Source organism: Isoptericola sp. AK164 (genome assembly GCF_029643425.1).
GTDB lineage: Bacteria > Actinomycetota > Actinomycetes > Actinomycetales > Cellulomonadaceae > Isoptericola > Isoptericola haloaureus.
This window is the reverse complement of the sequence record NZ_CP119106.1, coordinates 3,330,665-3,353,945: the sequence shown is the minus strand read 5'-3', so window position 1 is coordinate 3,353,945 and position 23,281 is coordinate 3,330,665. Positions and strand designations below refer to the sequence as shown.

Sequence of the window (23,281 nt, the reverse complement as noted above, 5' to 3'; positions counted from 1 at the left end):
ATGTGAAGGTTCTCGGGAATCAGCAGTATCTCAGCGCCGAGATGTGTCAGACCGTCCGGTCGGGCATCGCGGGCGGAGTGCTGGAGGACGGGATCCTGCCACCACGCTTCGCACCCCTTTTCGGTCGCTGTCACCGAGGAGGACGGCGCCGGGCGACGCCCCGCCGGCCTCACCCGACACGAAGGGCGAGAGACCTGATGAGACACCAGGTGGGAGCGAGGATGCTCTCCGCTTCGCTGGCGGCCGCACTGGCCGCTGCGGCAGGCGTGGTCGGCGTGACGGCGACGGCCGCCGCCACCGACGCCACGACCTCCGACGCCACGTCCTGCTACCAGGCGCCGGCTCCGACGACGAACGCGGCCGTGCTCGCGACGCCGACGGCCTCGTACACCGCGGCGTGGAACGACGTCCGCGCCGTGAACGACGGCACCGTGCTGCACACCGACGGGTCCCAGGACCAGATCTGGGGCACCTACTCCGGCGACCGGCCCGCCCAGCAGTGGCTGGAGCTCGACTGGGAGACGCCGCGGACGCTGACGTCCGTCGGCGTGGCGTTCTGGCACGACAACCCGTCCGCGACCGCCGGCGACGGGGTCGCGGTGCCCGCGGCCTGGACGCTGGAGGCGTGGGACGAGGCGTCGGGCGCGTGGCAACCCGTCGAGCCGGCCGCGGGCAGCGAGTACGGCGTCGCCCCGGACGCGATGAACTCCGTCGAGCTCGCCGCTCCCGTGTCGACGACGTCGCTGCGCGCGACCTTCGACGCGACCGGCGACGGCACCTCCTACGCCGCCGTGGCCGTCAGCGAGCTCGAGGCCCACGTCGGTGACGAGGACGCGTTCGTCGCGGACGACGACCAGGAGCGGCTGGTCTCGGACAGCTTCCACGTCGGTGTCAGCACCGCGACCGGCGGTCTCTACACGCTGCAGAACAACGCCGACACCCCGACCTGCACCAACTACACGATGAACCCGGACATCCACCCGGCGTTCGACATCGACGACTCCCGGTGGACCGGCGACGTGACGCTGAAGGTCGACGGGACGCCGCGGGTGACCGGGCTGTCCGACGACGTGCGGACCGTCTCGCGCGAGGGCGACGCGGTGACCGTGGCGTACACCGGCGACGCGGCGCACCCGAACGGTATCCGCGGGTTCGACCTCGACGAGACCTACACCCTGACCGACGGGGGCAGCGCCCTCGACTGGTCCATCACGCTGGACAACACCTCCGGCGAGTCGGTCGAGGTGCAGGACCTCGCGGTGCCGATGCTCATGAACTCCTGGTGGAACGGGGGCGACCAGACCGGCATCTACGAGCAGAACGTGGGACGGCACTCCTTCGTCGCCCAGGACGGTTCCTACGTCTACTGGCAGCGGCCCAACGGCGTCGGGCCGTTCCTGGTGATGACCCCGAACCCCGGTACCTCCCTGGAGTTCCGGGACAAGGCCCGCACCGGCGAGGGGCCGTTCGGCGAGAACGACCCCGCGTGGGAGGGGCTCGTCGAGCTCGCGATCCACTCGGAGTCCCTGCAGCCGACGCGCCAGGGCAAGATCGAGGGCTACCTGCCCCCGAGCTCCCTCACGCTGCCGGCGGGCGAGGCGCAGACCTACGGCTTCTCCTTCCGGTGGGCCGACGGCTACGCCGACCTGCGTGACGTGCTGTACGAGGCGGGCGTCGTCGACGTCGTCTCGCTGCCGGGGATGGTCGTCCCGCAGGACACGGCGGCGACCCTCGCCGTCCGGGCCCGGGACGGGATCGACGAGGTCGTCGGCGAGGACGGCCGCGACGTCTCGATCAGCCCGACCGGGGAGCGGAACGGCTACGAGACCTACGCCGTCGAGTTCGCCGACCAGGGCCCGCACCAGGTCACGGTGCGGTACGCCGGCGGCCGGGAGTCCGTGCTGCAGTACAACTCCGTCGCGCCCGTCGAGGAGCTCGTCGACGCCCGGGCACGCTTCCTCGTCGACCACCAGCAGGCCCGCGACACCGGTCGCGGCTACGAGGGCGCCTTCCTGCAGTGGGACATGAGCCGGGAGCGGCAGATCACGTGGCACGACTACCCGGGCGGCGGCTGGAAGCAGTGGATGGCCGGCGGGTCGGACGACCTGGGCCTGTCCCCGGCGGCGTTCCTGTCGGAGAAGAACCTGCTGGACCCCGACCAGGAACAGGTCAGCGCCCTCGACTACTACCTCGAGGAGTTCATCTGGGGGTACATGCAGACCCAGACGGACGCCGACGGTGAGCGGACCTACCGGATCTACCACTGGTACGACGGCACGGACGGCTCGTCGCCGGGGACCGCCGACGGCCTCGCGACCTGGCGGGTGATGAACTACCCGCACGTGTGGAACACGTACTACGCCATGTACCGCATCGCATCGACGTACCCCGGGGTCGAGACGGCTCTCTCCGCCGACGAGTACCTCCTGCGGGCGTTCCGCACCATGCGGGCCTACTTCACGCACCCGAACGTCGGCACCCTCGACGACGCCTCGCGGGAGATGGGATCGATGGGCGAGATGACGATGCCCGAGATCGTCGACGCCCTGAGCGCGGAGGACTACACCGCCGAGGCCGAGGAGTTGGAGGGGTACATCGCCACGAAGGCCGACGAGATGCTGCAGCGCGAGTACCCCTTCGCCTCCGAGATGAGCATCGACACCACGGCCTTCGAGGCGACCTACACCCTCGCCAAGCGCTACGGCGACGACGAGATGGTCGACAAGGTGACGCGGGCGTCGATGGCGTCGCGCGGCCTGCAGCCGCTCTGGTACTACTACGGCTCCGACAACCGCCACATGGGGGAGTCGTGGTGGAACCTGGGCTACGAGACCCAGCTCGGCGCGTGGCAGCAGCAGGACTTCCTGCTCACCGACGACGCGGCCGACGCCGGGCTCGATCCGGACGAGGTCATGCGGTCCACCTACGGCGCGTACCTGGCCGGATGGTCCAACATCAACACCGGCCAGATCAGCGAGCAGCCGGTGAACCACGGGGCGGCCTCCTGGCAGTTCCAGAGCCAGCAGGGTGCCGGCGAGGGCCAGTGGGGGTTCATGCCCATGCTGGACGGCTGGTGGGCCTGGTCCGGCGAGGCCGACCTCGGGTTCTGGGGCGGTCTGCGCACCGCGTCGGTCAACGTCGTCGACGACTCCGTCGTCGGTCCGTACGCCTACGGCGGCGAGATGACCCACGACGGCGGGACCTTCACGATCGTCCCGCGGGACGGGGTGCGTCAGCGCCTGGCGATGTACAACCTCGACAGGCTCCACCTCGAGCTCGAGGGGGCCACGTACTCCGAGGCACAGGTGGCCGACGATGCCTCCGACCTGCGGCTGGCGGTCGAGGCCGTCGCGCCCGGTGCGTCGGCGCGACTGACGCTCGGCAACCTGCCGGCGGGGGACTACCGGGTCACCGTGGACGGCGGCGACCCGCGGACCGTCGTGAGCGACGGCGACCGGGCGGTCGTCGACCTGGACGGCCTGTCCGGCGAGGGCGTCGTGACGGTGGTCGACGCGACCGCGCCGGCGACGGCGACGCCGCAGGTGTCGGTGGCGCAGCCGGACTGCGAGGCCGGGACGTCCGGGTCGATCGCCGGTGTGCCGGTCGACGGTGTGGAACGGTACGTGCTCAAGGAGTGGGTCGACGGCCAGGCCGGCGGTCACGTCGCGGCCGGCGAGGTCGGTCCGGGGACGTACGTCGTCCGCGCCTGGCCCGCCGATGGCACCGAGCTGCAGGCCGATGGCGACTGGGAGGCGATCTTCCGCGGCCGCACTCAGCTGATCGTCGAGATCGACGCGTGCGGTCCCGTCGTCCCGGCCTGGGACGCGGAGGTCGTCTACCGGGCCGGCGACCGGGTGGTCCTCGACGGCGCGGTCTTCGAGGCGACCTGGTGGACGCAGGACGAGGAACCCGGCGCGTCGGCCCACGGGTCCTGGCAGGAGATCGCCGAGACCGCGGACGGCGATGCCGTCTGGACGCCGTCGCGGATCTTCCACGCGGATGACGTCGTCGTCCACGACGGAGAGCGGTACGCCGCGCGGTGGTGGACGCGGAACGCCGAGCCCGGCACCACCCCGTGGGGTCCGTGGGAGCCGACGGGCTGACGGCACCCGACCACGGGATCGTGGGTGCACGCGCGAGGGGTGGTGCCGGACGAGGATCCGGCACCACCCCTCGCGCGTCGAGACGTCCCGGTGTCGGGGGACGCGTCCGCGGTGCGCGCGGTCAGGCGACGCGCGGCCCCGTCGAGGCGCGCGGGATGAGGCGCGGGGCCACGACGTGCACCCCTTCGTCGGCCCGTCCGCCGATCGCGTCGAACAGGAGCGCGGCCGCCTGTCGTCCCAGCTCCTCCAGGCGCATGTCGATGCTGGTCAGCTGGGGGCGCGCGTTGAGCGCGAGGATCTCCCAGTTGTCGTGGCCCGTGACGGCGACGTCGTCGGGCACCTTGCGCCCGGTCTCGCGCAGCGTGTCGAGGACGCCGCGGGCGATCTGGTCGCTGCCGCAGATGATCCCGTCGACGTCGGGGTGCTGGGCGACGACCAGACCGGCGGCCGTGCGTCCCCACTCCTCGCTCCACGCGCCGTAGAGGGCGTCGCCCTGCACGATCTCGGCGCCGGCCGCGTCGAGGACCTCGCGCGCGCCGTCGACACGGTCGTGGGCGGCGCCGTAGTCCGCGTCGCCGGTGATGAGCGCGATCCGCCGCCGGCCGCAGGCGAGCATGTGCTCGGCCGCCTGCCGTCCCCCGAGCCGGTTGTCGGTGACGATCGAGGTGTCGTGCGGGTTCTCGGACGGTGCGTAGGCGTAGACGACCGGTACCGGCAGCGGTCCGAGGGAGGGGCGCGGGTCCGGGCGGGCGCCGACGACGATGAGGCCGTCGATGCGGCGGCCGAGCAGCGTCTGCACGTGGTACTTCTCGCGGAGCGCGTCGCCGCGCGCGTCGCAGAGCAGCACGGAGGTGCGGCCGTTGCCGGCGGCGTCCTCGGCACCCATGAGGGTCGGGATCGAGAAGCGGCCCTCGAGGTCGTGCGTCACCAGCCCGATGGTCCCCGACCGGCCGCTGATGAGGTTCTGCGCCATCGCGTTCGGGGAGAACTTCAGCTGCTCGGCAGCGGCGAAAACTCGTGCACGGGTTTCGGCCTTCACCTGGCTCCGGCCGTTCAAGGCTTTCGAGGCCGTCGCGATCGAGACCCCCGCCATCTGGGCGACGTCGGCGAGAGTGGCGGGCCTGCGCTTCTTCTCAGGCTTCGTCGGCATCGTGGCCCTTCCGTCGGCTCGGCGTCGGCACACTCGTCGTCCGACCTACCGTCGACTATATCGGGCAGCGAGGTTGCCGTCAGTCCTTGACACCGCCCGCGCGAGAACCTAATGTGCCGAAAAGGCTTTCGGCCTCGCGTCCGCACCGGGCGTGAACGTTCGACGACGAACTGAGGAGAGCACGATGACGTACCGCACCTTCCGGGGCGCGAAGGGCCTTGCCGCGGTCACCGTGGCCGGTCTGGCGCTCGCCGGACTGACCGCCTGCTCCGACGGCGGCACCAGCGCCGGGAGCGAGCCGGCGGAGATGTCGGCCACCGGCACGGACGACGGCACGACGCTGACGATGTGGACCCGGGCACCGCTGGAGCGCCAGGCGCGCACCCTGGTCGACGCCTACAACGCCTCGCACGAGAACCAGGTCGACCTGGAGATCGTCCCCAACGACGACATGGAGGGCAAGGTCGGCGCCGCCGCCACCAACGGCGAGCTGCCGGACCTCCTGGCCGGCGACGTCGTCCGTCTGCCCTACTGGGTCACCAACGGTCTCTTCACCGACCTGACCGCCCAGATCGACGGGCTCGACTACGTCGACGACATCACCCGCGGCCACGTGGACGCCGGGACCGACGTCGACGGGAACAAGCACACCCTGCCGTTCGTCACCGACATCTCGGTCATGGCGTGGAACAAGGACCTCTACCGCGAGGCCGGTCTGGACCCGGAGCAGGGGCCGACGACCGTGGACGAGTTCCGCGAGCACGCCGAGGCGATCGCCGCCCTGGACAAGGACGGCGTCTCGGGCACGTACTACGGCGGCAACTGCGGCGGATGCCTGGTCTTCACCTGGTTCCCCTCGATCTGGGCCTCCGGCGAGGAGGTCCTCTCCGAGGACGGACGCGAGTCGCTGCTCGACTCCGAGACCGCGCAGGCCGTCTACGACGCCTACGCGGCGATGAACGACGCCGGTGCCGTCGGTGCCGGCTCCGAGGAGGAGAACGGCGCCACCTGGACCGCCCCCTTCTCCAACGGCAACGTCGGCGTGATGCAGTACCCGAACACCGCCGTGTACGCCGCCCAGGAGGCCGGCATCGACGTGGGCGTCGGGGGCATCCCGGGCGTCGACGGCGGGCAGTCGACCTTCCTCGGCGGTGACGCCATGGGCATCTCGAAGGACTCCGAGAACGTCGACCAGGCCTGGAACTTCCTCTCCTGGATGCTCTCGGACGAGACGCAGCTCGAGGTCGTCGCCCAGAGCGGCGACGTCCCCGGTCGCAACAGCCTGCTCGACAACGAGTACGCGCAGGAGAACCCGCTGGCGCTCACCATGAACCAGCTCGCGGCCGACGGCCGGACCCCGGTCGCGGACTACTTCTCCGAGGCCTTCAACGCCGCCAACAGCCCGTGGCTGACGCTCACGCGCAACGCCACCTTCGGGCAGACGGGAACCGTGGCCGAGGACAACGAGGCCATCACGGCCGTCCTCGACCAGTGACCGTGCCGGGCGGCAGGGTCCCCTGTGCCCTGCCGCCCGCGCACCTCCTGCCCGGACCCTCTCTGGAGATCTGATGTCCATCGCTCCCACCCGTCCTCGGGCCGTCGCCGCGGGGACGCCGGACGCCCCGCCGCCACGGCGCCGGCGCCGTGACCGCGGCGTCTGGCAGGGCTGGATCTACGCCAGCCCGACCGCCCTGCTCGTCACGCTGCTCTTCGTCGTGCCGCTCGTCCTCGTCGTGTGGATGTCCGCCGCGGACTGGACGCTGCTCGGCGGCAACTCGGGGGTCAACTTCCCCGAGAACTTCGTCGAGGTCGTCGACCACCGTCTGTTCTGGCCGTCGGTCTGGTTCACCCTGAAGTACACGGTGATCACCACGGCCATCCTCATCGCGCTGGCTCTCGGCCTGGCGATGCTCGTGCAGGAGAGCACGCGCTGGCGCGGCATCCTGCGGACCTCGTTCCTCATTCCCACGTCGCTGGGCCTCGCCTCGGCGTCCCTGCTCTTCTACGCGCTGTACTCGCCGCAGGTGGGACCGGTCTCGCCGGCGCTCGAGGCGCTCGGTCTGGCCGACGCGAACGTCAACGTGCTCGGGACCCCGTCCGGCGCCCTGTGGTCGACGGTCATCCTCATCGTCTGGCGGTTCGCCGGCTTCTTCATGCTCCTGCTGCTCGTGGGCCTGCAGGGGATCCCGCACGAGGTGTACGAGGCGGCACGCATCGACGGCGCCCGGCCGTGGCAGATCTTCGGCCGCATCACGCTCCCGCTGCTGCGCCCGTCGCTGGCGATGAGCACGATCCTGTGCGTCACCGGGTCCCTGCTCGCCTTCGACCAGTTCTTCATCCTGACCAAGGGCGGCCCCGACGGGTCGACGATGACGGTCGTGCAGCTGATCTACAGCTTCGCCTTCGAGTCGAAGCGGGACCTGGGCATGGCCGCCGCGCTGTCGGTGATCGTGCTCGCCGCCCTCGTGATCATCAACATCGTCCAGCTCAAGACGCTGCGGCGTTCGCCGGACGAGTGACAGGGAGCCCGTCATGACTCGACTCAACCGCCTCGCCGGTCGCACACCGTTCTACGTGCTGACCGGTGGACTGGCGATCATCTTCCTCTACCCCATCATCTGGACGTCGATCTCCTCGGTGTCCCCGCAGCCCGGCTCCAACCAGGTCGACGGCTTCGGGTGGGGCAACTACGAGACCCTCGTGGCCTACCAGGACGGCGTCTGGCACTACCTGGGCAACTCGCTCGTCGTGTCGGCCGTGGCCGTGGTGACGACCCTCGTCGTCGCGACGCTGGGCGGGTACGCGTTCGCGCGCTTCACGTTCCCCGGCAAGGACGCCCTGTTCCTGCTCACGCTGGCCATCCTCATGGTCCCGTACGCGGCGCTGCTGGTGCCGCTGGTGATCTGGCTGAAGAACATCGGCCTCAACGACACCCTCGTGGGCGTCGGGCTCGTGCTGGCCGTGTTCCAGCTGCCCTTCGCGACCTTCATGATGCGTATCGCGTTCGAGGCGGTGCCGCGCGAGATGGAGGAGGCGGCGCTGGTCGACGGCTGCGGCACCTTCTCCGCGCTGCGCCGGGTGCTCCTGCACGCGGTCAAGCCGGGTCTGATCACGATCGGGCTGTTCGCGTTCCTCGCCGCGTGGAACGACTTCATGGTGCCGCTGTACCTGGTCAGCGGTGACAACCAGCCGCTGCCGCTGGCGCTGGTCAACATGCGGCAGCAGGTGATGGGCGTCATCGACTACGGGGCCACGCAGGCCGGCGTGGTCGTGCTGACGATCCCCTGCATCCTGCTGTTCCTCGTGCTGCAGCGGCACTACGTCAACGGATTCATGTCAGGAGCGTTGAAGGGATGAGCGTGACCACGACAGCGACGAGGCGGCCCGTGCCGGTGATCCCGGCCCGCGGTGCCCTGCGTCCCCTGGGGCTCGACGAGGTCGAGCTGACCGGCGGCTTCTGGGCCGAGCGCCAGCGGCGCAACGCCGAGGTGTCCATCCCGCACTGCGACCACTGGGAGTCCCGGGTCGGCTGGATCGACAACTTCCGGCACGCGCTCGCCGGGACGGTCGAGCAGCGCACCGGGCGGGAGTTCGCCGACTCCGACGTCTACAAGCTCCTGGAGGCGATGGCCTGGGAGTCCGGCCGCACGAGCGACCCCCGCCTGGACGCGCGGATCGAGGAGATCGCGCTCCTGGTCGAGGCGGTCCAGGACGACGACGGCTACGTCAGCACCAAGTACGGCCGGCCCGGGCAGGAGCCGCGCTACTCCGACCTGGCCTGGGGGCACGAGCTCTACTGCTTCGGTCACCTGATCCAGGCCGCCGTCGCCCGCCTGCGCACGGGGCACGACGACACCCTCGTGCGGGTGGCGCGGCGCGCCGCCGACCACGTCTGCGTCGAGTTCGGCCCCTCCGGGCGCGACGACGTCTGCGGCCACCCGGAGGTCGAGGTGGCGCTCGTCGAGCTCGCCCGCACCACCGGGGAGGAGCGCTACCTCGAGCAGGCGCGGCTCTTCCTCGAGCGGCGGGGGCGCGGCAGCCTGCCCGACATCGAGTTCGGCCGGGCCTACTACCAGGACGACGTGCCGGTCCGGGAGGCCGAGGTGCTGCGCGGCCACGCGGTCCGCGCGCTGTACCTCACGGCGGCCGCCGTGGACGTCGCGGTCGACACGGGCGACGACGAGCTCCTGCAGACCGTCCGCGACCAGTTCGCCCGGACGCTCGCCCGCCGGACGTACCTGACCGGGGGGATGGGGTCGCACCACCAGGACGAGGCCTACGGCGACGACTTCGAGCTGCCGTCGGACCGCGCCTACAGCGAGACCTGCGCCGGCATCGGGTCGGTGATGGTGGCGTGGCGCCTGCTGCTGGCCACGGGCGACACCCGGTGGGCCGACGTCGTCGAGCGCACGATGTACAACGTGGTGGCGACCTCGCCGTCCCGCGCCGGCGACGCCTTCTTCTACACCAACCCGCTGCACAAGCGGGAGCCGGGGGAGGAGGCCGACCCCGACGCGGCCAGCCCCCGCGCGCTCTCGCGCCTGCGGGCCCCGTGGTTCGAGGTGTCGTGCTGCCCGACCAACGTCGCGCGGACCCTGGCGTCGTTCGCCGCCTACGTCGCGACCGTCTCGGACGACGGCGTGCAGATCCACCAGCACGTGCCGAGCCGGATCGCCACGACGCTCGGCGACGGCCGCGAGGTCGAGCTCGAGGTGGAGACGTCCTACCCCGACGGCGGCGACGTCGTCGTGCGGGTGGTCGCGGCGCCGGCGGGGGAGGTCTCGATCTCCCTGCGGGTGCCCGAGTGGTCGGTGGGTCGGGCGAGCCTGGACGGGGAGCCCGTCGACGGACCGGTGGCCACGACCCGGCGGCGCTTCGCCGCGGGGGACGAGGTCCGGCTGCGCCTCGACGTGCAGCCGCGGCTGACCGTGGCGGACGACCGGGTCGACGCCGTGCGCGGCTGCGCCGCCGTCGAGCGGGGCCCGCTCGTGCTGTGCGTCGAGTCGACCGACCTCCCGGCCGGCGTCGGCGTGGACCGGGTCCGGCTCGCGGCGGACGCCGTCCCGCGCGACCTCGACGACGGCGTGCACGTCTCCGGCGAGCTCGTCGAGCGGGAGGAGGGTCCCTGGCCGTACCGGTCGCGTCCCGCGACCACCCCGGGCGCGACCCTCGACGTGCGGCTCGTGCCGTACCACGACTGGGCGAACCGGGGCCCCAGCACGATGCGCGTCTGGATCCCGCAGGACCGCCCGTGACCCGCGCCGGTCGCGCGCGCACCACCGCGCGACCGGCCGGCCGTGGGGCCCGCGTACGCTGGTCCCATGGCCGACAGTCGTGGTGTGAAACCGCCCGTCATCGCCGACGTGGCGCGGGTGGCGGGAGTGTCGGTGCCGACGGTGTCGCGTGTCCTGAACGGTTCGGTGCCGGTGAGCGCCGAGCGCCGGGACCGGGTGCTGGCCGCGGTCAAGGAGCTGGGCTTCCGCCCCAACGGGGCCGCGCGGGCCCTGGCCAACCGCGGTCAGCCCATGATCGCGGTCTTCGCCGGCAACACGACGCGCTACGGCTACGCCTCCACGCTGCAGGGCATCGAGGAGGCGGCCCGGCAGGCCGGGTACATGGTCGTGATCTCGGTCGTGGAGTCGGCGCGGCCGGAGGTCGCCGAGCAGGCGATCGACCACGCGCTGCGGCAGCCGCTCGCGGGTGCCGTGGTGCTGGAGTTCGACCCCCCGGGGGCCGCGGCGCTCCGGGCCGTGCCGGCCTGGCTGCCCAAGGTCGCCGCCGCCGCCGGGAGCAGCTCCGGCGGCGAGTCGGTCCCGCACGCCTACATGGACGACCGTCTCGGGGCCTACCGTGCGACGCAGTACCTGCTCGACCTGGGGCACCGGACGGTCCACCACGTGTCCATCCCGTCGGTGGGCACCGAGAGCGCCCGCCTGGTCGGCTGGCGCGAGGCGCTCACGGAGGCCGGTGCACCCGTGCCGCCCGTGATCGGCGCCGACTGGAGCCCGATGTCCGGGTACGACGCCGGGTCCCGCCTCGCCGCCGACGACGAGGTGACCGCCGTCCTGGCGGGCAACGACGAGCTCGCCATGGGCATCGTCAAGGCGCTGGGCGACCAGGGTCGCCGGGTGCCCGACGACGTGTCCGTCGTCGGCTTCGACGACCATCCGCTGAGCGGGCTGTGGTCGCCGCCGCTGACCACCGTCCGGCAGGACTTCGTGGCGCTCGGACGCCGCGTCGTCGGCCTCCTCCTGGACCAGCTCGCCCCGGGGACGACGGCGTCGTCGGTCCGGATGGTGCCCGACCTGGTCGTCCGGGCCTCGACCGGTCGGGTCGAGGCGGCCGTGCACACCGCGTCCTGACCGCCCCGGTGCCGGATCCCGGGCGCCGGGCCGCGCGTCGTCATGAAAGCGTCGATCAAATTGTGACCACCAATTTCGATGTGAGCGTTGCCATTTCTTCTGATCTACGCTTTCATGGTGGCCACGCGACGACGCCAGAGGCACGGGAGCCACGATGGACAGCACGACCCACGACCGCACGACCCTTCCCCTGTGGGAGCGGGGTGCGCACCTCGAGGTCTCCTGGTCCGACGACTCCCCGGTGACCGCGTACGTCGGCCACGCGGCGGAGGACGCCGCGGGCCGGCACGTCCAGCCGCTGGTCGAGATCCTCGCCGTGGGGCACGGGCACGCCCACGCGAACCTCCGGCACACCGCGACCGCCGTCGGCGCCCGCCTGCGGTACGTCGACCACGAGGTCGGGACGGGGGCGGGGCGGCGCGTCGTGACGGTCCGCCAGCGGGACGAGGTCACCGGTCTCGAGGTGACCTCGCACCTGGTGCTCCCGGACGGCCGCACGTCGCTCCAGGCCTGGACCACGGTGCACCACGGCGGCGAGGAGGAGATCGTCCTCCAGGCGGTGTCGTCCCTCGTCGTGGGAGACCCGGTCGGCGCCGGGCCCGTCGCCGACGTCCAGGTCGTCGAGGGCAGCAGCGAGTGGCTCGCCGAGTCCCGGTGGACGACCCGTGGTCTGCGCGACCAGGGCATGCTCGCCGAGGCCCACCTCGCGGTGCACCAGCAGCAGGACGCGCGGGGGAGCCACGCCGTCGTCGGCCGGGGCGCCTGGTCCTCGGGCGAACGCGTGCCGGCGGGCGCCCTCGCCTCCCGGACGTCCGGGCTGGGGCTCGCCTGGCAGGTCGAGCACAACGGACCGTGGCGTGCGGAGATCGCCGAGCGGCTCACGGCCGCGGGCGACGGGACGGTGTCGCTCGGGCTGTTCGGGCCGACCGACACCGACCACGCGTGGTCCCGCGTGCTGCGCCCCGGCGAGACCTTCACGAGCGTGCCCGTGTCGATCAGCGCCGTCGTCGGCGGCTGGCAGGACGCCGTGGCCGAGATGACGCGCCACCGCCGCCACCTGCGGTCCGCCCCGCGGGCCGGCGGCGCGATCGTCTTCAACGACTACATGAACACCCTGATGGGGGACCCGACCACCGAGAAGCTGCTGCCGCTGATCGACGCCGCGGCCGCGGTCGGCGCGGACTACTTCTGCGTCGACGCGGGCTGGTACGACGACGACGGCGACTGGTGGGACTCGGTCGGGCTCTGGGAACCCTCGCGGGCGCGCTTCCGCGACGGCGGCCTCGACCGGGTGCTCGACCACGTGCGGTCCGCGGGGATGGTGCCGGGCCTGTGGCTCGAGCCCGAGGTCGTCGGTGTGCGGAGCCCGCTGGCCGACTCGCTGCCGCACGAGGCGTTCCTGCAGCGGCGCGGGACCCGGGTGGTCGAGCAGGGACGGTACCTGCTCGACCTGCGCCACGAGAGCTCGCGCAAGCACCTCGACGCCGTGGTCGACCGCCTCGTGGACGACATGGGCGTCGGCTACCTCAAGCTGGACTACAACGTGACGCCGGGCGTCGGCACCGACCGTGCCGCGGACAGCCCCGGCGACGGCCTGCTCCAGCACGCGCTCGCGTACCAGTCGTGGCTCGACGGCGTGCTGCGGCGGCACCCGGACCTCGTCGTCGAGAACTGCGCCTCGGGCGGGCTGCGCGCGGACTTCGCGATGCTGTCCCGTCTCGAGCTGCAGTCGACCTCCGACCAGCAGGACCCGCTGCTGTACCCGCCGATCGCGGCCGGTGCCCTGGTGTCGATCCTGCCGGAGCAGGCCGCGAGCTGGGCCTACCCCCAGCCGGACATGAGCGCCGAGGAGATCGCGTTCACGATGATCACCGGGATCTCCGGGCGCCTCTACCTCTCGGGCCGGCTCGACCAGATGGACGCCGCGCAGCGGCGGCTGGTCCGCGAGGGGGTCGAGGCCGCCCGCTCCTGGGACGACGCCGACCTCGACGGCGCACCGTTCTGGCCGATCGGCCTGCCGTCCTGGGAGGACGACTGGGTCGCCGTCGGCAAGGCGTCGGCGACGCACAGCCGGATCGCGCTCTGGGCGCGGTCGGGCTCCGCCACGACGATCGACCTGACCGTGCCCGAGGGCACGGTCGAGATCCTCTACCCGCGCGCGGCCACGGACGACTGGGAGGTCTCCGAGATCGCGCCCGGCCGTCTGCGGGTACGCCCCGGAGCCGCCCGGCCCGGCGCACGCCTGCTGCAGATCACCCACCCGACGGGCTGACCGACCGACCAGCCCCCGTCCGCACCGGGTCACCGACGACCCGGGAGCATCGAAGGAGTCGATATGAAGAAGTATCTGACAGCGGCCGCCGCCCTGGCCTCGGTCGCGCTCGTCGCGACCGGCTGCAGCGACCCGAGCGTCTCGGAGGCTGAGCCCGCCGCCGGCGACGGTCCGACGGAGGAGGCCGGCTACTGGCCGGAGCCGACCGCCGACCTCAGCGGCACCAGCCTGACGATCTGGGCCGCCCAGAACTCGACCACCGTGCCGGACTCGGTCGTCGGCGAGTTCGAGGCCGCCACCGGCGCCGAGGTCGACGTCGTCACGATCCCGGACCCGTACGAGCAGGGCGTGCAGACCAAGGTCGCCACGGGAGACCTGCCCGACCTGGCCTTCTGGCAGCCGACGGCGTCCATGCTCACGGCCCTCAACGCGCCGACGAACCTGCAGCCGCTCGACGACGCACCCTGGCTGGACAGCTTCAGCCCCGGCGTGCGGGACATCACCGGCTTCCTGGACGACACCCGGTACGCGGCCCTCATCAGCAGCCCGGCCGTCGAGGGCGTCTACTACAACAAGGAGGTCTTCGCCGAGCACGGGATCACCGGGACGCCGGCCGACTGGGACGAGTTCCTCCAGATCGCCCGCGACCTCGAGGCCGAGGGCCAGACCCCGTTCTTCGAGATGGCGGGCGACCGGTGGGCGACCCAGTGGTGGGTGCAGGTCCAGCTGGCCGACGCCGCCGCCGACGGCCTCTGGGACCGGATCAACACCGGTGAGGAGGCGTTCACCGACGAGACCGTCCTCGGGGCGATCGAGACCTACCAGGGCCTGATCGACGAGGGCCTGTTCAACGAGGACATCGCCACGGCCACCTTCGAGGACCAGGGCGACGCGCTGCTCGCGGGCGGCGCCGCCATGGCGGTCCAGGTCAACTCGTTCTTCGGGCAGCTCCAGGCCAAGGCCGACCCGGCCGAGCTCGACGAGACGATCGGGTTCTTCCCGATCTCGCCGAGCGGCAACGTCGGCACCTTCATCCCGGACCAGTCCAACGCGCTGGTCGCGTTCCGCACCGGCGACGCCGACCGCGAGGCGGCCGCCCGCCAGCTGCTGTCCTTCTGGCTCGGCGACGGGTACGAGGGCTTCGTCGAGGCGCAGAACACCGTCTCGCTGCGCACCGACGTCACGACGCCGGACTCCGTGCCGCAGGCGCTGCTCGACGTGCACGACTCCCTCGGCGACTCCGTCGGGTCGATGCAGGCGCTCGCCGTGGCCAACCCCGACCTCTACATCTACCTGGCCGACATGATCCAGGGGACCACCACCCCCGCCGAGGTCGCCCAGCAGACCCAGGACCAGTTCGCCCAGCTCGCGCGCGCCCAGGGCGTCGAGGGCTTCTGACCGACCGTGGTGCCGGGGCCGGACGTGTGTCCGGCCCCGGCACCGTCGAGGTGATGACGTGACGACCCCAGACCTGGCCACCCGGCCACCACGCACCGAGCCCGCGCCGTCCGCCCGCGGTCCGCAGCGCCGTCGGCCGCAGGACCGCCACCGGGCGAACCACCCCGCGCGGTTCCTGCTCCCGGCGTTCGCCGTGCTCGCGGTGTTCTTCTTCCTGCCGACGCTCTTCAACTTCGTCTACGCGCTGACCGACTGGTCCAGCTTCAAGGCCGAGATCGGCTTCGTCGGGCTGCAGAACTTCCGGGACCTGATCACCAGCGGGACCCTCCTGGCCTCGCTGCGCATCACCCTGGTCTACGCGGTGCTCGTCGCGATCTTCCAGAACCTCTTCGGTCTGCTGCTGGCGCTGCTGCTCGAGCGGGACACCCGGGTCAACCGGTTCGCCCGCGTGATGTTCTTCGTGCCCGTGGTGATGTCGGCCCTCGCCGTCGGCTACGTCTTCCAGGCGCTGCTGAAGCCCGACGGCGCGGTGAACCAGGTGCTGTCGGCGGTGCTCGGGCAGCAGATCCAGATCCCGTGGCTCGGGAGCACCACCTGGACGCTGGTCGTCGTGGCGCTCGTGCACGCCTGGAAGTGGATGGGGCTGTCCATGCTCATCTACCTCGCGGGCCTGAAGACCATCTCCGAGGACGTGCTCGAGGCGGCCCGCCTCGACGGCGCGTCGGCGTGGACCACGTTCCGCGAGATCCGGTTCCCCCTGCTGGCCCCGGCCGTCACCTTCAACGTGGCCACCGCGCTGCTCGGGTCGATGAACGGCTTCGACATCGTCCAGGCGACCACCGGGGGAGGCCCGGCGCGCACCACGGAGGTCCTGAACATCTTCATCTTCCGCACGTTCGGCCAGGGCCTGTTCGCCCAGGCCACGACCATGAGCCTGGTGCTCTTCGTCGTCGTGGTGGCCCTCGCGTTCCCCGTCATCCGGACCCTGCGCAAGCGGGAGGAGGTCCTGTGAGCACCACGGCCGTCACCCCCACCCCCGCCCGCACCCGGCGGCGCTCGGTCGCCGACCGCCACGGCGTGTGGCGGCGCCTGCAGCCCGTCGTGGCGGTCGCGGCGGTCGTCGTCCTCGTCGCGGCGCCCCTGTGGGTCGTGCTGGTCACCGCCGGCAAGACCCAGGCCGAGGCGCTCAACCCGAACCTCGCGCTGCCGACCACCTGGCACTACCTGGAGAACTTCACCGAGGTCTGGCAGCAGGGACGCGTCCCCGCGGCGCTCGGCGGCAGCCTCCTCGTCATGGTGCCGGCCGTCCTGGGCGTCCTCGCGCTCGGGTCGCTGGCGTCGTGGATCCTCGCCCGCCGGTCCACCCGTCCGTTCGCCGTGCTCTACGCCCTGGCGATCAGCGGGATCGTGCTGCCCCCGGCGGTCGTCACGATCGTGCTGGTCCTTCGGCAGCTCGGCCTGGCCGGCACCGCCGTCGGCATGATCGGCGTGTACATGGGCATGTACATGTCCACGGTGATCTTCTTCGTCACCGGGTTCGTCCGCACGATCCCGCACGAGCTCGAGGAGGCGGCCCGGGTCGACGGCGCGGGTCCGCTGCGGGTCTTCCGCACGATCATCCTGCCGCTGCTGGTCCCCGTGCTGTCGACGGCGACCATCCTCATCTGCCTCTACGTCTGGAACGACGTCTTCTACGCCTTCTTCGTGGTCGGCGGACGGCTGGACACCCTCCCGCTCAACCTGTTCCAGGTCGCGAGCGCGGGCCTCTACCTCGACAACTGGCATCTCATCTTCGCCTACGTGGTGCTCATGAGCCTGCCGCTGCTGGTCGTCTTCATCGTGGCCCAGCGGCGCATCATCTCCGGCATCACGTCGGGCGCGGTCAAGTAACCACCCACCACACCGAGAGGAACCAGCAATGGCGCTGAGACGAACGACGGCCACGGCGACCGCCGTGGCGATGATCGCCGGACTGGGGGCAGCCGTCGGCGCGATGCCGGCCACGGCCGCCCCCGGGACGGTCGAGGTCGACCTGACCCGGAGCACGGGCGAGATCTACGGCGGCGCCACCGGCGTCCTGTACGGGCTGAGCGACGACGGCGTCCCGAGCGACGACCTCATCGCCGGCCAGCGGCCGCGCACCGTCGCCCAGAAGGCGCCGGGCGGCGAGCAGCACCCCAACGGCGACGCGCTGGAGATCGCCGCCCCGTTCTTCGCCAACGGCGGCGAGCAGGTCGTGGTCTACATGCAGGACGAGTACAGCCGGTGGCCCTACCAGGAGCCGGAGGACGTCCAGGCCGACTACCTGCCCCGCCTGCGCGCGCAGGTCCAGGCGGTGCTGGACTCCGGGCAGGACCCGGAGAGGTTCGCCTGGGTCCCGTTCAACGAGCCCGACTGGATCTGGTACCAGGACTGGTACGGCGGGGACCGGGAGAAGTTCTTCGCCGACTGGGACGCGGCGTACGCCGCGATCCGCTCCGTGGACGACGACGCGCTGATCGTCGGTCCGAACGAGGCCCACTGGCGCCCCGGCCCGGTGCGGGAGTTCCTCACCCACGCCCAGGAGTCCGGCACGGTGCCGGACATCATGGCCTGGCACGAGCTCGGCACCGGGTCGCTGGGCGACGGGACCAACGGCTACCGCACCCGCTACCAGGAGTACCGCGACCTCGAGGCCGAGCTCGGCATCGGGCCGCTGCCGATCAACATCGACGAGTACGGCAACCGGCAGGACATGGGCAACCCCGGGCGCCTGATCCAGTGGCTGTCGATGTTCGAGGACACCAAGGTCGACGCCGACATGGCGTTCTGGACCTACGCGGGCAACCTGTCCGACCACGCCGTCCAGACCTCGATGGGCAACGGCGGCTGGTGGCTCAACACCTGGTACTCCGACCTGACCGGCCACACGGTCGAGCTCACGCCGGAGGCCGAGAACACGCCGGACACGATGCAGGGGATCGCCGCGCTCGACGAGGCCCGGCAGACCGCCACGGTGCTGCTGGGCGGCAACCCCGAGGGCGGCTCCCTGGTCCTGCACGGCGTGGACCAGACCATCGGCGACGAGGTCGACGTCTACCTCGAGACGACCGACTTCACCGGGCAGGAGGGCGAGACCTCGGCCCCGCGCGTGGACCGCGTGCAGCGTCTGGACGCCGTCGGCGGCGACGTCACCGTCACGATCCCGGGCGACGGCGAGCAGGCCGCCTACCGGGTCACCGTCGTCCCGGCGACGTCCGACGCCGTCGACGAGCCGGAGACCGGCTGGTCGGCCTCGTACGAGGCGGAGGACGCCGACCTCGTCGCGGCCCAGGTCTACGACCAGGCCGCCGACTGGGACTACGCCGCGTCCGGGCGGCAGGACGTCGGGTCGTTCAACACCCCGGAGTCCCGGGCCACGTTCGACATCGAGGTGCCGGCCGACGGGACCTACGAGCTGGGGATCCTGCACGGGTCGAACACGCAGTGGGGGCAGCACGCGCTGTACGTCGACGGCGAGTTCCGCGAGCGCATCACGTACTCGGCGACCCTCGGCTGGTCCTACCGCGGCCGGACCGAGGTCCCCGTGGACCTCACCGCGGGGGCGCACACGATCTCGCTGCGCGCGAGCGACGACGACGGTGCGCTGGACGTGCACTACGACATCACCCTCGACCGGATCGACGTCGCCGAGCCGGAGCCCGACACGCTGCACTTCCCGCTGTGGCGCTCGCGACTGTGCGGTGACGTCTCGGTGGACCACTCGACGGCGGCCCGTGCGGTCACCCTCGCGCCGGGTGCGTCGTCCCAGACCTTCGTCGGGGCTCCCGAGGACGGCTACTACGACCTGGTGCGCACCGGCGCCTCCGACGTCGAGGGCACGGTGCAGGTCACGGCCTCGGGTCGTGACCTGGGCGCCGAGGCGGGGTACGTCCCGGCCGGCGCGGCGACGGTCACGACGACGGTCTACCTGCACCGGGGGGTCAACGAGCTCGTGCTGACCAACACCGGTGACACCCCGGTCTCCATCGACGGGCTGAGCACCGTGCGCGACCGGGACGCCGACGCCTCGACCGCGCAGGTGGAGGCGGAGGACCTCGTGCTGGAGGGCGAGGCCGCCGCCCAGGAGAGCCGGTGGGCCTCCCAGGGCACCTACGTCGACGGGCTCGGGCAGAACGGCTCCCTGGTGTGGGAGCGGCCCGCCGACCTCGGCGCGGGGGAGTACGTGCTGAACGTCGCGTACGCCAACGCCCAGGTCAACCTCGGGCACCCGTACAACACCGACGTCGTGAGCCGGTTCGTCGACACGACCGAGGACGGCGGGGCGACCACGCGGTCCGTGTACCGGCACAACTACACCTGGGACGGGTTCTGGGACGTGACCTCGGGCCTGACCCTGGAGACCGACGGCGGCACCCTCCGCTTCGGACGGAGCGACGGGGCCGCGCCGAACATCGACCGGCTCTCGCTGTCGCCGCTCACCCTGGGCACCACTGTCGACGACGGTGCGCAGGACGGGCTCGCGCTCGAGGCGAGCGTGCAGCAGCGCTGCCTGGGTGGCAACGGCTTCGTGGCGGTGCGGGCTGTCAACGGCGAGGACGTGCCGATGGACGTCGAGCTGTCGACGGCCTACGGCTCCCGGACGGTCACGGACGTCGACCCGGGCGGGAACGCCTACCGGTCCTTCCCGGCGCGCACCGGGTCCGTCCCGGCCGGTGAGGCGACGGTGACGGGCACCGCGACGATCGACGGTGAGGAGGTGTCCGCGACCGAGCAGGTGCCGTACGACGCGTTCGACTGCTCCTGACGGGCGCGGCCGGCGGTGACGCCGCCGGTCCGTCACGGCCCTCGTGCTCCGGTGCCCGGAGCACGAGGGCCGCCGTGCGTCCGGGGCCGGTTTCGCTTCTGTTCGTTCCGCGGCCGGAGCGTTCCCCCTGTTGAGAAGCCTGTGGACGGTCGCTAGCGTCGGCTGCGGATGTTGACGTCAACATCCTGGCAACGACGCCGGCTGCCCAGCGGGCAGCGCGAACGAACGGAGAGACGATGAGGTCTCGTCATGCACTCGTCGCGTCGACCGTCGCGGCACTCGTCCTGTCCGCCGCCGTGGTGCCCGCCGGGCACGCGGCCGACGGCGTACCGACCACGGACGACCCGCCGACGTACACGCGGTACGGAGCGATCGACGACCCGGGGCGCATCGCACCCGACTACTTCCAGCCGCTCTGGTACGACACCGACGGTCGGCACGTCCAGGCCCACGGCGGGCAGGTCGTCACGGTCGAGGAGAACGGCCAGACCGTCCACTACTGGTACGGGGAGGACCGCAGCAACGGCTACTGGGACAGCCCCGGCGTCGCGGTCTACCGCTCCACCGACACGCTGAACTGGACGAACGAGGGGATCGCGCTGCGCAGCGTCGCGACGGCGAGCGAGCTGGAGGACCCCTACTTCGACGATCTGTACAACACGGTGGCCGACGACGGTACGGTCGACACCGCGCGCGTCGACGAGCTGAACTACTACCTGAACTCCGCCCAGGCGTCCGACTACACCGCGATCTTCGAACGGCCGAAGGTCCTCTACAACGCCCAGAACGACACCTGGGTGATGTGGTGGCACGCCGACGGGCAGACCAGCGTCGGCGGCAGCACGTACTCGCGGTCGATGGCCGCCGTCGCGGTGTCCGACAGCCCCACGGGCCCGTTCCGCATGACGGGGTCCTTCCGGCTGTACAACCGTGCCGACTACCAGGCGTGCACCGGCTCGGCGGTCCCGGGCCAGGCGCGGGACATGACCGTCTTCCAGGAGGACGACGGCAGCGCGTACATCGTGTACTCCTCCGAGGAGAACCACACCCTCTACATCGCTCGTCTGAACGCCGACTACACGAACGTCGAGCACACCACGACCCAGGACCCGGTCGGCATCCAGTACTCCGAGGACGGGCAGTACCCGTACCTGTTCGCCGACGGGTCGCCGCAGGCCCCCGTGCGCGGGGACGACTTCCAGATCGTCAAGGAGTGCGGCCACCTCGAGGCGCCCGCGGTGTTCGAGCACGGCGGCACCTACTACACGGTCGCGTCCGGGGCGACGGGCTGGGCGCCGAACTCGCAGAGCTACTACTCGGCCGACGACCTCTTCGGCACCTGGATCCGCGGCGTCGAGGCCGACGACCCGGCCGAGAACATCTCCTACGACGCCATCCCCGAGGGCGGCGACGGGCGGCTGTCGGTCGGCGACGGCCGCGGGACGACCTTCGGGTCGCAGTCCACGGACGTGCTCTCCCTGGGGGGCGGGCGGCACGTCTACCTCGGCGACCGGTGGAACAACGGCGCGGCCGACTCCACCTACGTGTGGCTGCCGATCACCGTCGGCGAGGGCGGACGGCTCGAGATGCGCAACCCCGCCGACGAGGACCCGACCGCCTGGGGGTCCGGCTGGGACGCGACGTACTGGGACGACCAGGGCGCGGGCGAGGAGATCTGGACCGTCGTCGACGACGGTCTCCCGGAGACCGTCCTGCGCGGTGCCGACCCGGCCGCCGTGCTCCCCGCGACCGTGTCCGTCCAGGCGGGGACGACGACGTCGGACGTCGCCGTCACCTGGGACGCCGACCTGGACCTGCTCGGTCGGCAGACCGTGACCGGCACGCTGGCGGCCGGCGCCGGTTTCGGCGCCGGGCGCCGGTTCACGCGGGAGCTGACCGTGTGGGAGCACGGCACCGTCAACCTGGCGCGCGACGCGACGGTGTCGGCCTCGAGCCGCACCGGGCTCGCGGCCACCACCGTGGACGGGGACACCCGCTCCAAGGGCTGGGACGACTGGTCCAGCAGCGGGTACCCGCTCGACTCGTGGCTCGAGCTGACCTGGGACGGCACGCAGGAGCCCGACGAGGTCGTGCTGCACACCTACGCCGACGGGGCGGGTGCGACCTGGCCGTCACGCGTCGACCTCCAGTACCGGGACGCCTCGGGCTCCTGGACCGACGCCGGGGTCGGCGCCGACGTCGTGCAGGACCCCGCGGCCGGAGCGCCGGTCGTGCAGCTCGACGCCGCGGGGATCCCGGCGACCACCGGGCTGCGCGTGCTCCTGCACACCGACACCAGCACCTGGCAGTCCGTCGCCGAGGTCGAGGTGTGGGGACCGCTGGGGGACGTCGACGTGTGCAGCGCGGCGGGGACGACCGTCTCCGCGTCGTTCCACCAGACGCAGTACGAGACGATGCCGGCGCAGCGTGCCTGCGACGACGACGGCGCCACCGCCTGGTCGACCTGGGACGGCGGCACCACGCACGACCCGGTGACGTTCACGGTGGACGCGGGCTCCCCGTTCGGGGCCGACGAGATCGTCTTCACCAACACCGAGGGGACCCTCGCGGACGTCAGCGTCGACCACCGTGCCGCCGACGGCACGTGGCAGCCCACGACGGCGCAGGACGTCGCCCCGGCCGCCAACGGGGCGGTCACCACCGTGGGCTTCGACGCGGTGACCACCGACGCGCTCCGGCTGACCTTCGCCACGCCCGGCTCGTACCTCAAGATCAGCGAGCTGTCGGTCCCGGCGCAGGCCCCCGTCGACCTGTGCACCCTCACCGGGACCCAGGTCGCGGCGTCGTTCCACCAGACGCGGTACGAGGCCATGCCGGCGCAGCGGGCCTGCGACGGTGACACCGGCACGGCGTGGTCCACCTGGGACGGCGGCTCGTCGCCGGACGAGGCGACCTACGAGGTGCTGCCCGAGACCGCCGTCTCGGTGGACGAGCTGTCGTTCACGAACACCGAGGGCACCATCGCCTCGGTCGACGTCGCCGCGCGCGGCACCGACGGCCTGTGGACGACGGTGGCGACGGGGGTGGCCCCCGCGGCGAACGGCCAGCCCACGACCGTCGCGATCGACCCGACCGTCGCGACCGGGTTCCGGCTGACGTTCGCCACGCCGGGCTCCTACCTGAAGGTCTCCGAGGTCACGGTGAGCGGCCTGCCCACCGCGCCCCCGGGCGCCTGAGGAACGGCCGCGG

At 72.0% G+C, this 23,281-nt stretch carries 13 protein-coding genes; 12 read left to right on the top strand and 1 reads right to left on the bottom strand.

Features of this window, described 5'->3' with window-relative positions; genetic code table 11:
* Window positions 1-221 precede the first annotated feature (221 nt).
* Complete coding sequence (locus PO879_RS15305) at window positions 222-4,103, top strand: DUF5695 domain-containing protein (protein ID WP_278235715.1); 3,882 nt, start codon at window positions 222-224, stop codon at window positions 4,101-4,103.
* A gap of 121 nt (window positions 4,104-4,224) precedes the next feature.
* Here PO879_RS15305 and PO879_RS15300 read toward each other — a convergent pair whose 3' ends face one another.
* Complete coding sequence (locus PO879_RS15300; RefSeq protein WP_278235714.1) at window positions 4,225-5,253, bottom strand: LacI family DNA-binding transcriptional regulator; 1,029 nt, start codon at window positions 5,251-5,253, stop codon at window positions 4,225-4,227.
* Window positions 5,254-5,437: 184 nt separating this feature from the next.
* Here PO879_RS15300 and PO879_RS15295 point away from each other — a divergent pair, with 184 nt between their 5' ends.
* The 11 genes from PO879_RS15295 to PO879_RS15245 all read left to right on the top strand — a co-directional run bounded on the left by PO879_RS15295 (window position 5,438) and on the right by PO879_RS15245 (window position 23,268).
* A complete protein-coding gene (locus PO879_RS15295) occupies window positions 5,438-6,748 on the top strand; it encodes a sugar ABC transporter substrate-binding protein (RefSeq protein ID WP_278235713.1) in 1,311 nt (436 codons plus the stop codon).
* Between the two features lie 73 nt (window positions 6,749-6,821).
* Window positions 6,822-7,772, top strand: a complete 951-nt coding sequence (locus tag PO879_RS15290; RefSeq protein ID WP_278235712.1) for a sugar ABC transporter permease — start codon at window positions 6,822-6,824, stop codon at window positions 7,770-7,772.
* A 13-nt stretch (window positions 7,773-7,785) separates the two neighbouring features.
* On the top strand, window positions 7,786-8,610 hold the full coding sequence (locus tag PO879_RS15285; protein ID WP_278235711.1) for a carbohydrate ABC transporter permease: 825 nt from the start codon (window positions 7,786-7,788) through the stop codon (window positions 8,608-8,610).
* Complete coding sequence (locus PO879_RS15280) at window positions 8,607-10,508, top strand: beta-L-arabinofuranosidase domain-containing protein (protein WP_278235710.1); 1,902 nt, start codon at window positions 8,607-8,609, stop codon at window positions 10,506-10,508. The genes PO879_RS15285 and PO879_RS15280 overlap by 4 nt, the downstream gene beginning before the upstream one ends.
* A 66-nt stretch (window positions 10,509-10,574) precedes the next feature.
* A complete protein-coding gene (locus tag PO879_RS15275) occupies window positions 10,575-11,615 on the top strand; it encodes a LacI family DNA-binding transcriptional regulator (RefSeq protein WP_278235709.1) in 1,041 nt (346 codons plus the stop codon).
* Window positions 11,616-11,769: 154 nt separating this feature from the next.
* The gene (locus tag PO879_RS15270; RefSeq protein WP_278235708.1) at window positions 11,770-13,887 is read left to right on the top strand and encodes a glycoside hydrolase family 36 protein; all 2,118 of its coding nucleotides are present in this window, start codon (window positions 11,770-11,772) and stop codon (window positions 13,885-13,887) included.
* Between the two features lie 63 nt (window positions 13,888-13,950).
* The gene (locus tag PO879_RS15265; RefSeq protein WP_278235707.1) at window positions 13,951-15,285 is read left to right on the top strand and encodes an ABC transporter substrate-binding protein; all 1,335 of its coding nucleotides are present in this window, start codon (window positions 13,951-13,953) and stop codon (window positions 15,283-15,285) included.
* Between the two features lie 58 nt (window positions 15,286-15,343).
* Complete coding sequence (locus tag PO879_RS15260; protein ID WP_278235706.1) at window positions 15,344-16,297, top strand: sugar ABC transporter permease; 954 nt, start codon at window positions 15,344-15,346, stop codon at window positions 16,295-16,297.
* Complete coding sequence (locus PO879_RS15255; protein WP_278235705.1) at window positions 16,294-17,175, top strand: carbohydrate ABC transporter permease; 882 nt, start codon at window positions 16,294-16,296, stop codon at window positions 17,173-17,175. Before PO879_RS15260 ends, PO879_RS15255 begins: the two co-directional genes overlap by 4 nt.
* A 28-nt stretch (window positions 17,176-17,203) precedes the next feature.
* On the top strand, window positions 17,204-20,071 hold the full coding sequence (locus PO879_RS15250; RefSeq protein WP_278235704.1) for a CBM35 domain-containing protein: 2,868 nt from the start codon (window positions 17,204-17,206) through the stop codon (window positions 20,069-20,071).
* A 236-nt stretch (window positions 20,072-20,307) separates the two neighbouring features.
* Entirely contained in the window at window positions 20,308-23,268 is a 2,961-nt protein-coding gene (locus tag PO879_RS15245; protein WP_278235703.1) for a glycoside hydrolase family 43 protein, read from the top strand.
* Window positions 23,269-23,281: the final 13 nt, after the last annotated feature.

Excerpts from the sequence above, each read along its gene's own strand:
- PO879_RS15305 (WP_278235715.1), top strand. The coding sequence starts at position 222 with ATGCTCTCCGCTTCGCTGGCGGCCGCACTGGCCGCTGCGGCAGGCGTG.
- PO879_RS15300 (WP_278235714.1), bottom strand. The coding sequence starts at position 5,253 with ATGCCGACGAAGCCTGAGAAGAAGCGCAGGCCCGCCACTCTCGCCGAC.
- PO879_RS15295 (WP_278235713.1), top strand. The coding sequence starts at position 5,438 with ATGACGTACCGCACCTTCCGGGGCGCGAAGGGCCTTGCCGCGGTCACC.
- PO879_RS15290 (WP_278235712.1), top strand. The coding sequence starts at position 6,822 with ATGTCCATCGCTCCCACCCGTCCTCGGGCCGTCGCCGCGGGGACGCCG.
- PO879_RS15285 (WP_278235711.1), top strand. The coding sequence starts at position 7,786 with ATGACTCGACTCAACCGCCTCGCCGGTCGCACACCGTTCTACGTGCTG.
- PO879_RS15280 (WP_278235710.1), top strand. The coding sequence starts at position 8,607 with ATGAGCGTGACCACGACAGCGACGAGGCGGCCCGTGCCGGTGATCCCG.
- PO879_RS15275 (WP_278235709.1), top strand. The coding sequence starts at position 10,575 with ATGGCCGACAGTCGTGGTGTGAAACCGCCCGTCATCGCCGACGTGGCG.
- PO879_RS15270 (WP_278235708.1), top strand. The coding sequence starts at position 11,770 with ATGGACAGCACGACCCACGACCGCACGACCCTTCCCCTGTGGGAGCGG.
- PO879_RS15265 (WP_278235707.1), top strand. The coding sequence starts at position 13,951 with ATGAAGAAGTATCTGACAGCGGCCGCCGCCCTGGCCTCGGTCGCGCTC.
- PO879_RS15250 (WP_278235704.1), top strand. The coding sequence starts at position 17,204 with ATGGCGCTGAGACGAACGACGGCCACGGCGACCGCCGTGGCGATGATC.
- PO879_RS15245 (WP_278235703.1), top strand. The coding sequence starts at position 20,308 with ATGAGGTCTCGTCATGCACTCGTCGCGTCGACCGTCGCGGCACTCGTC.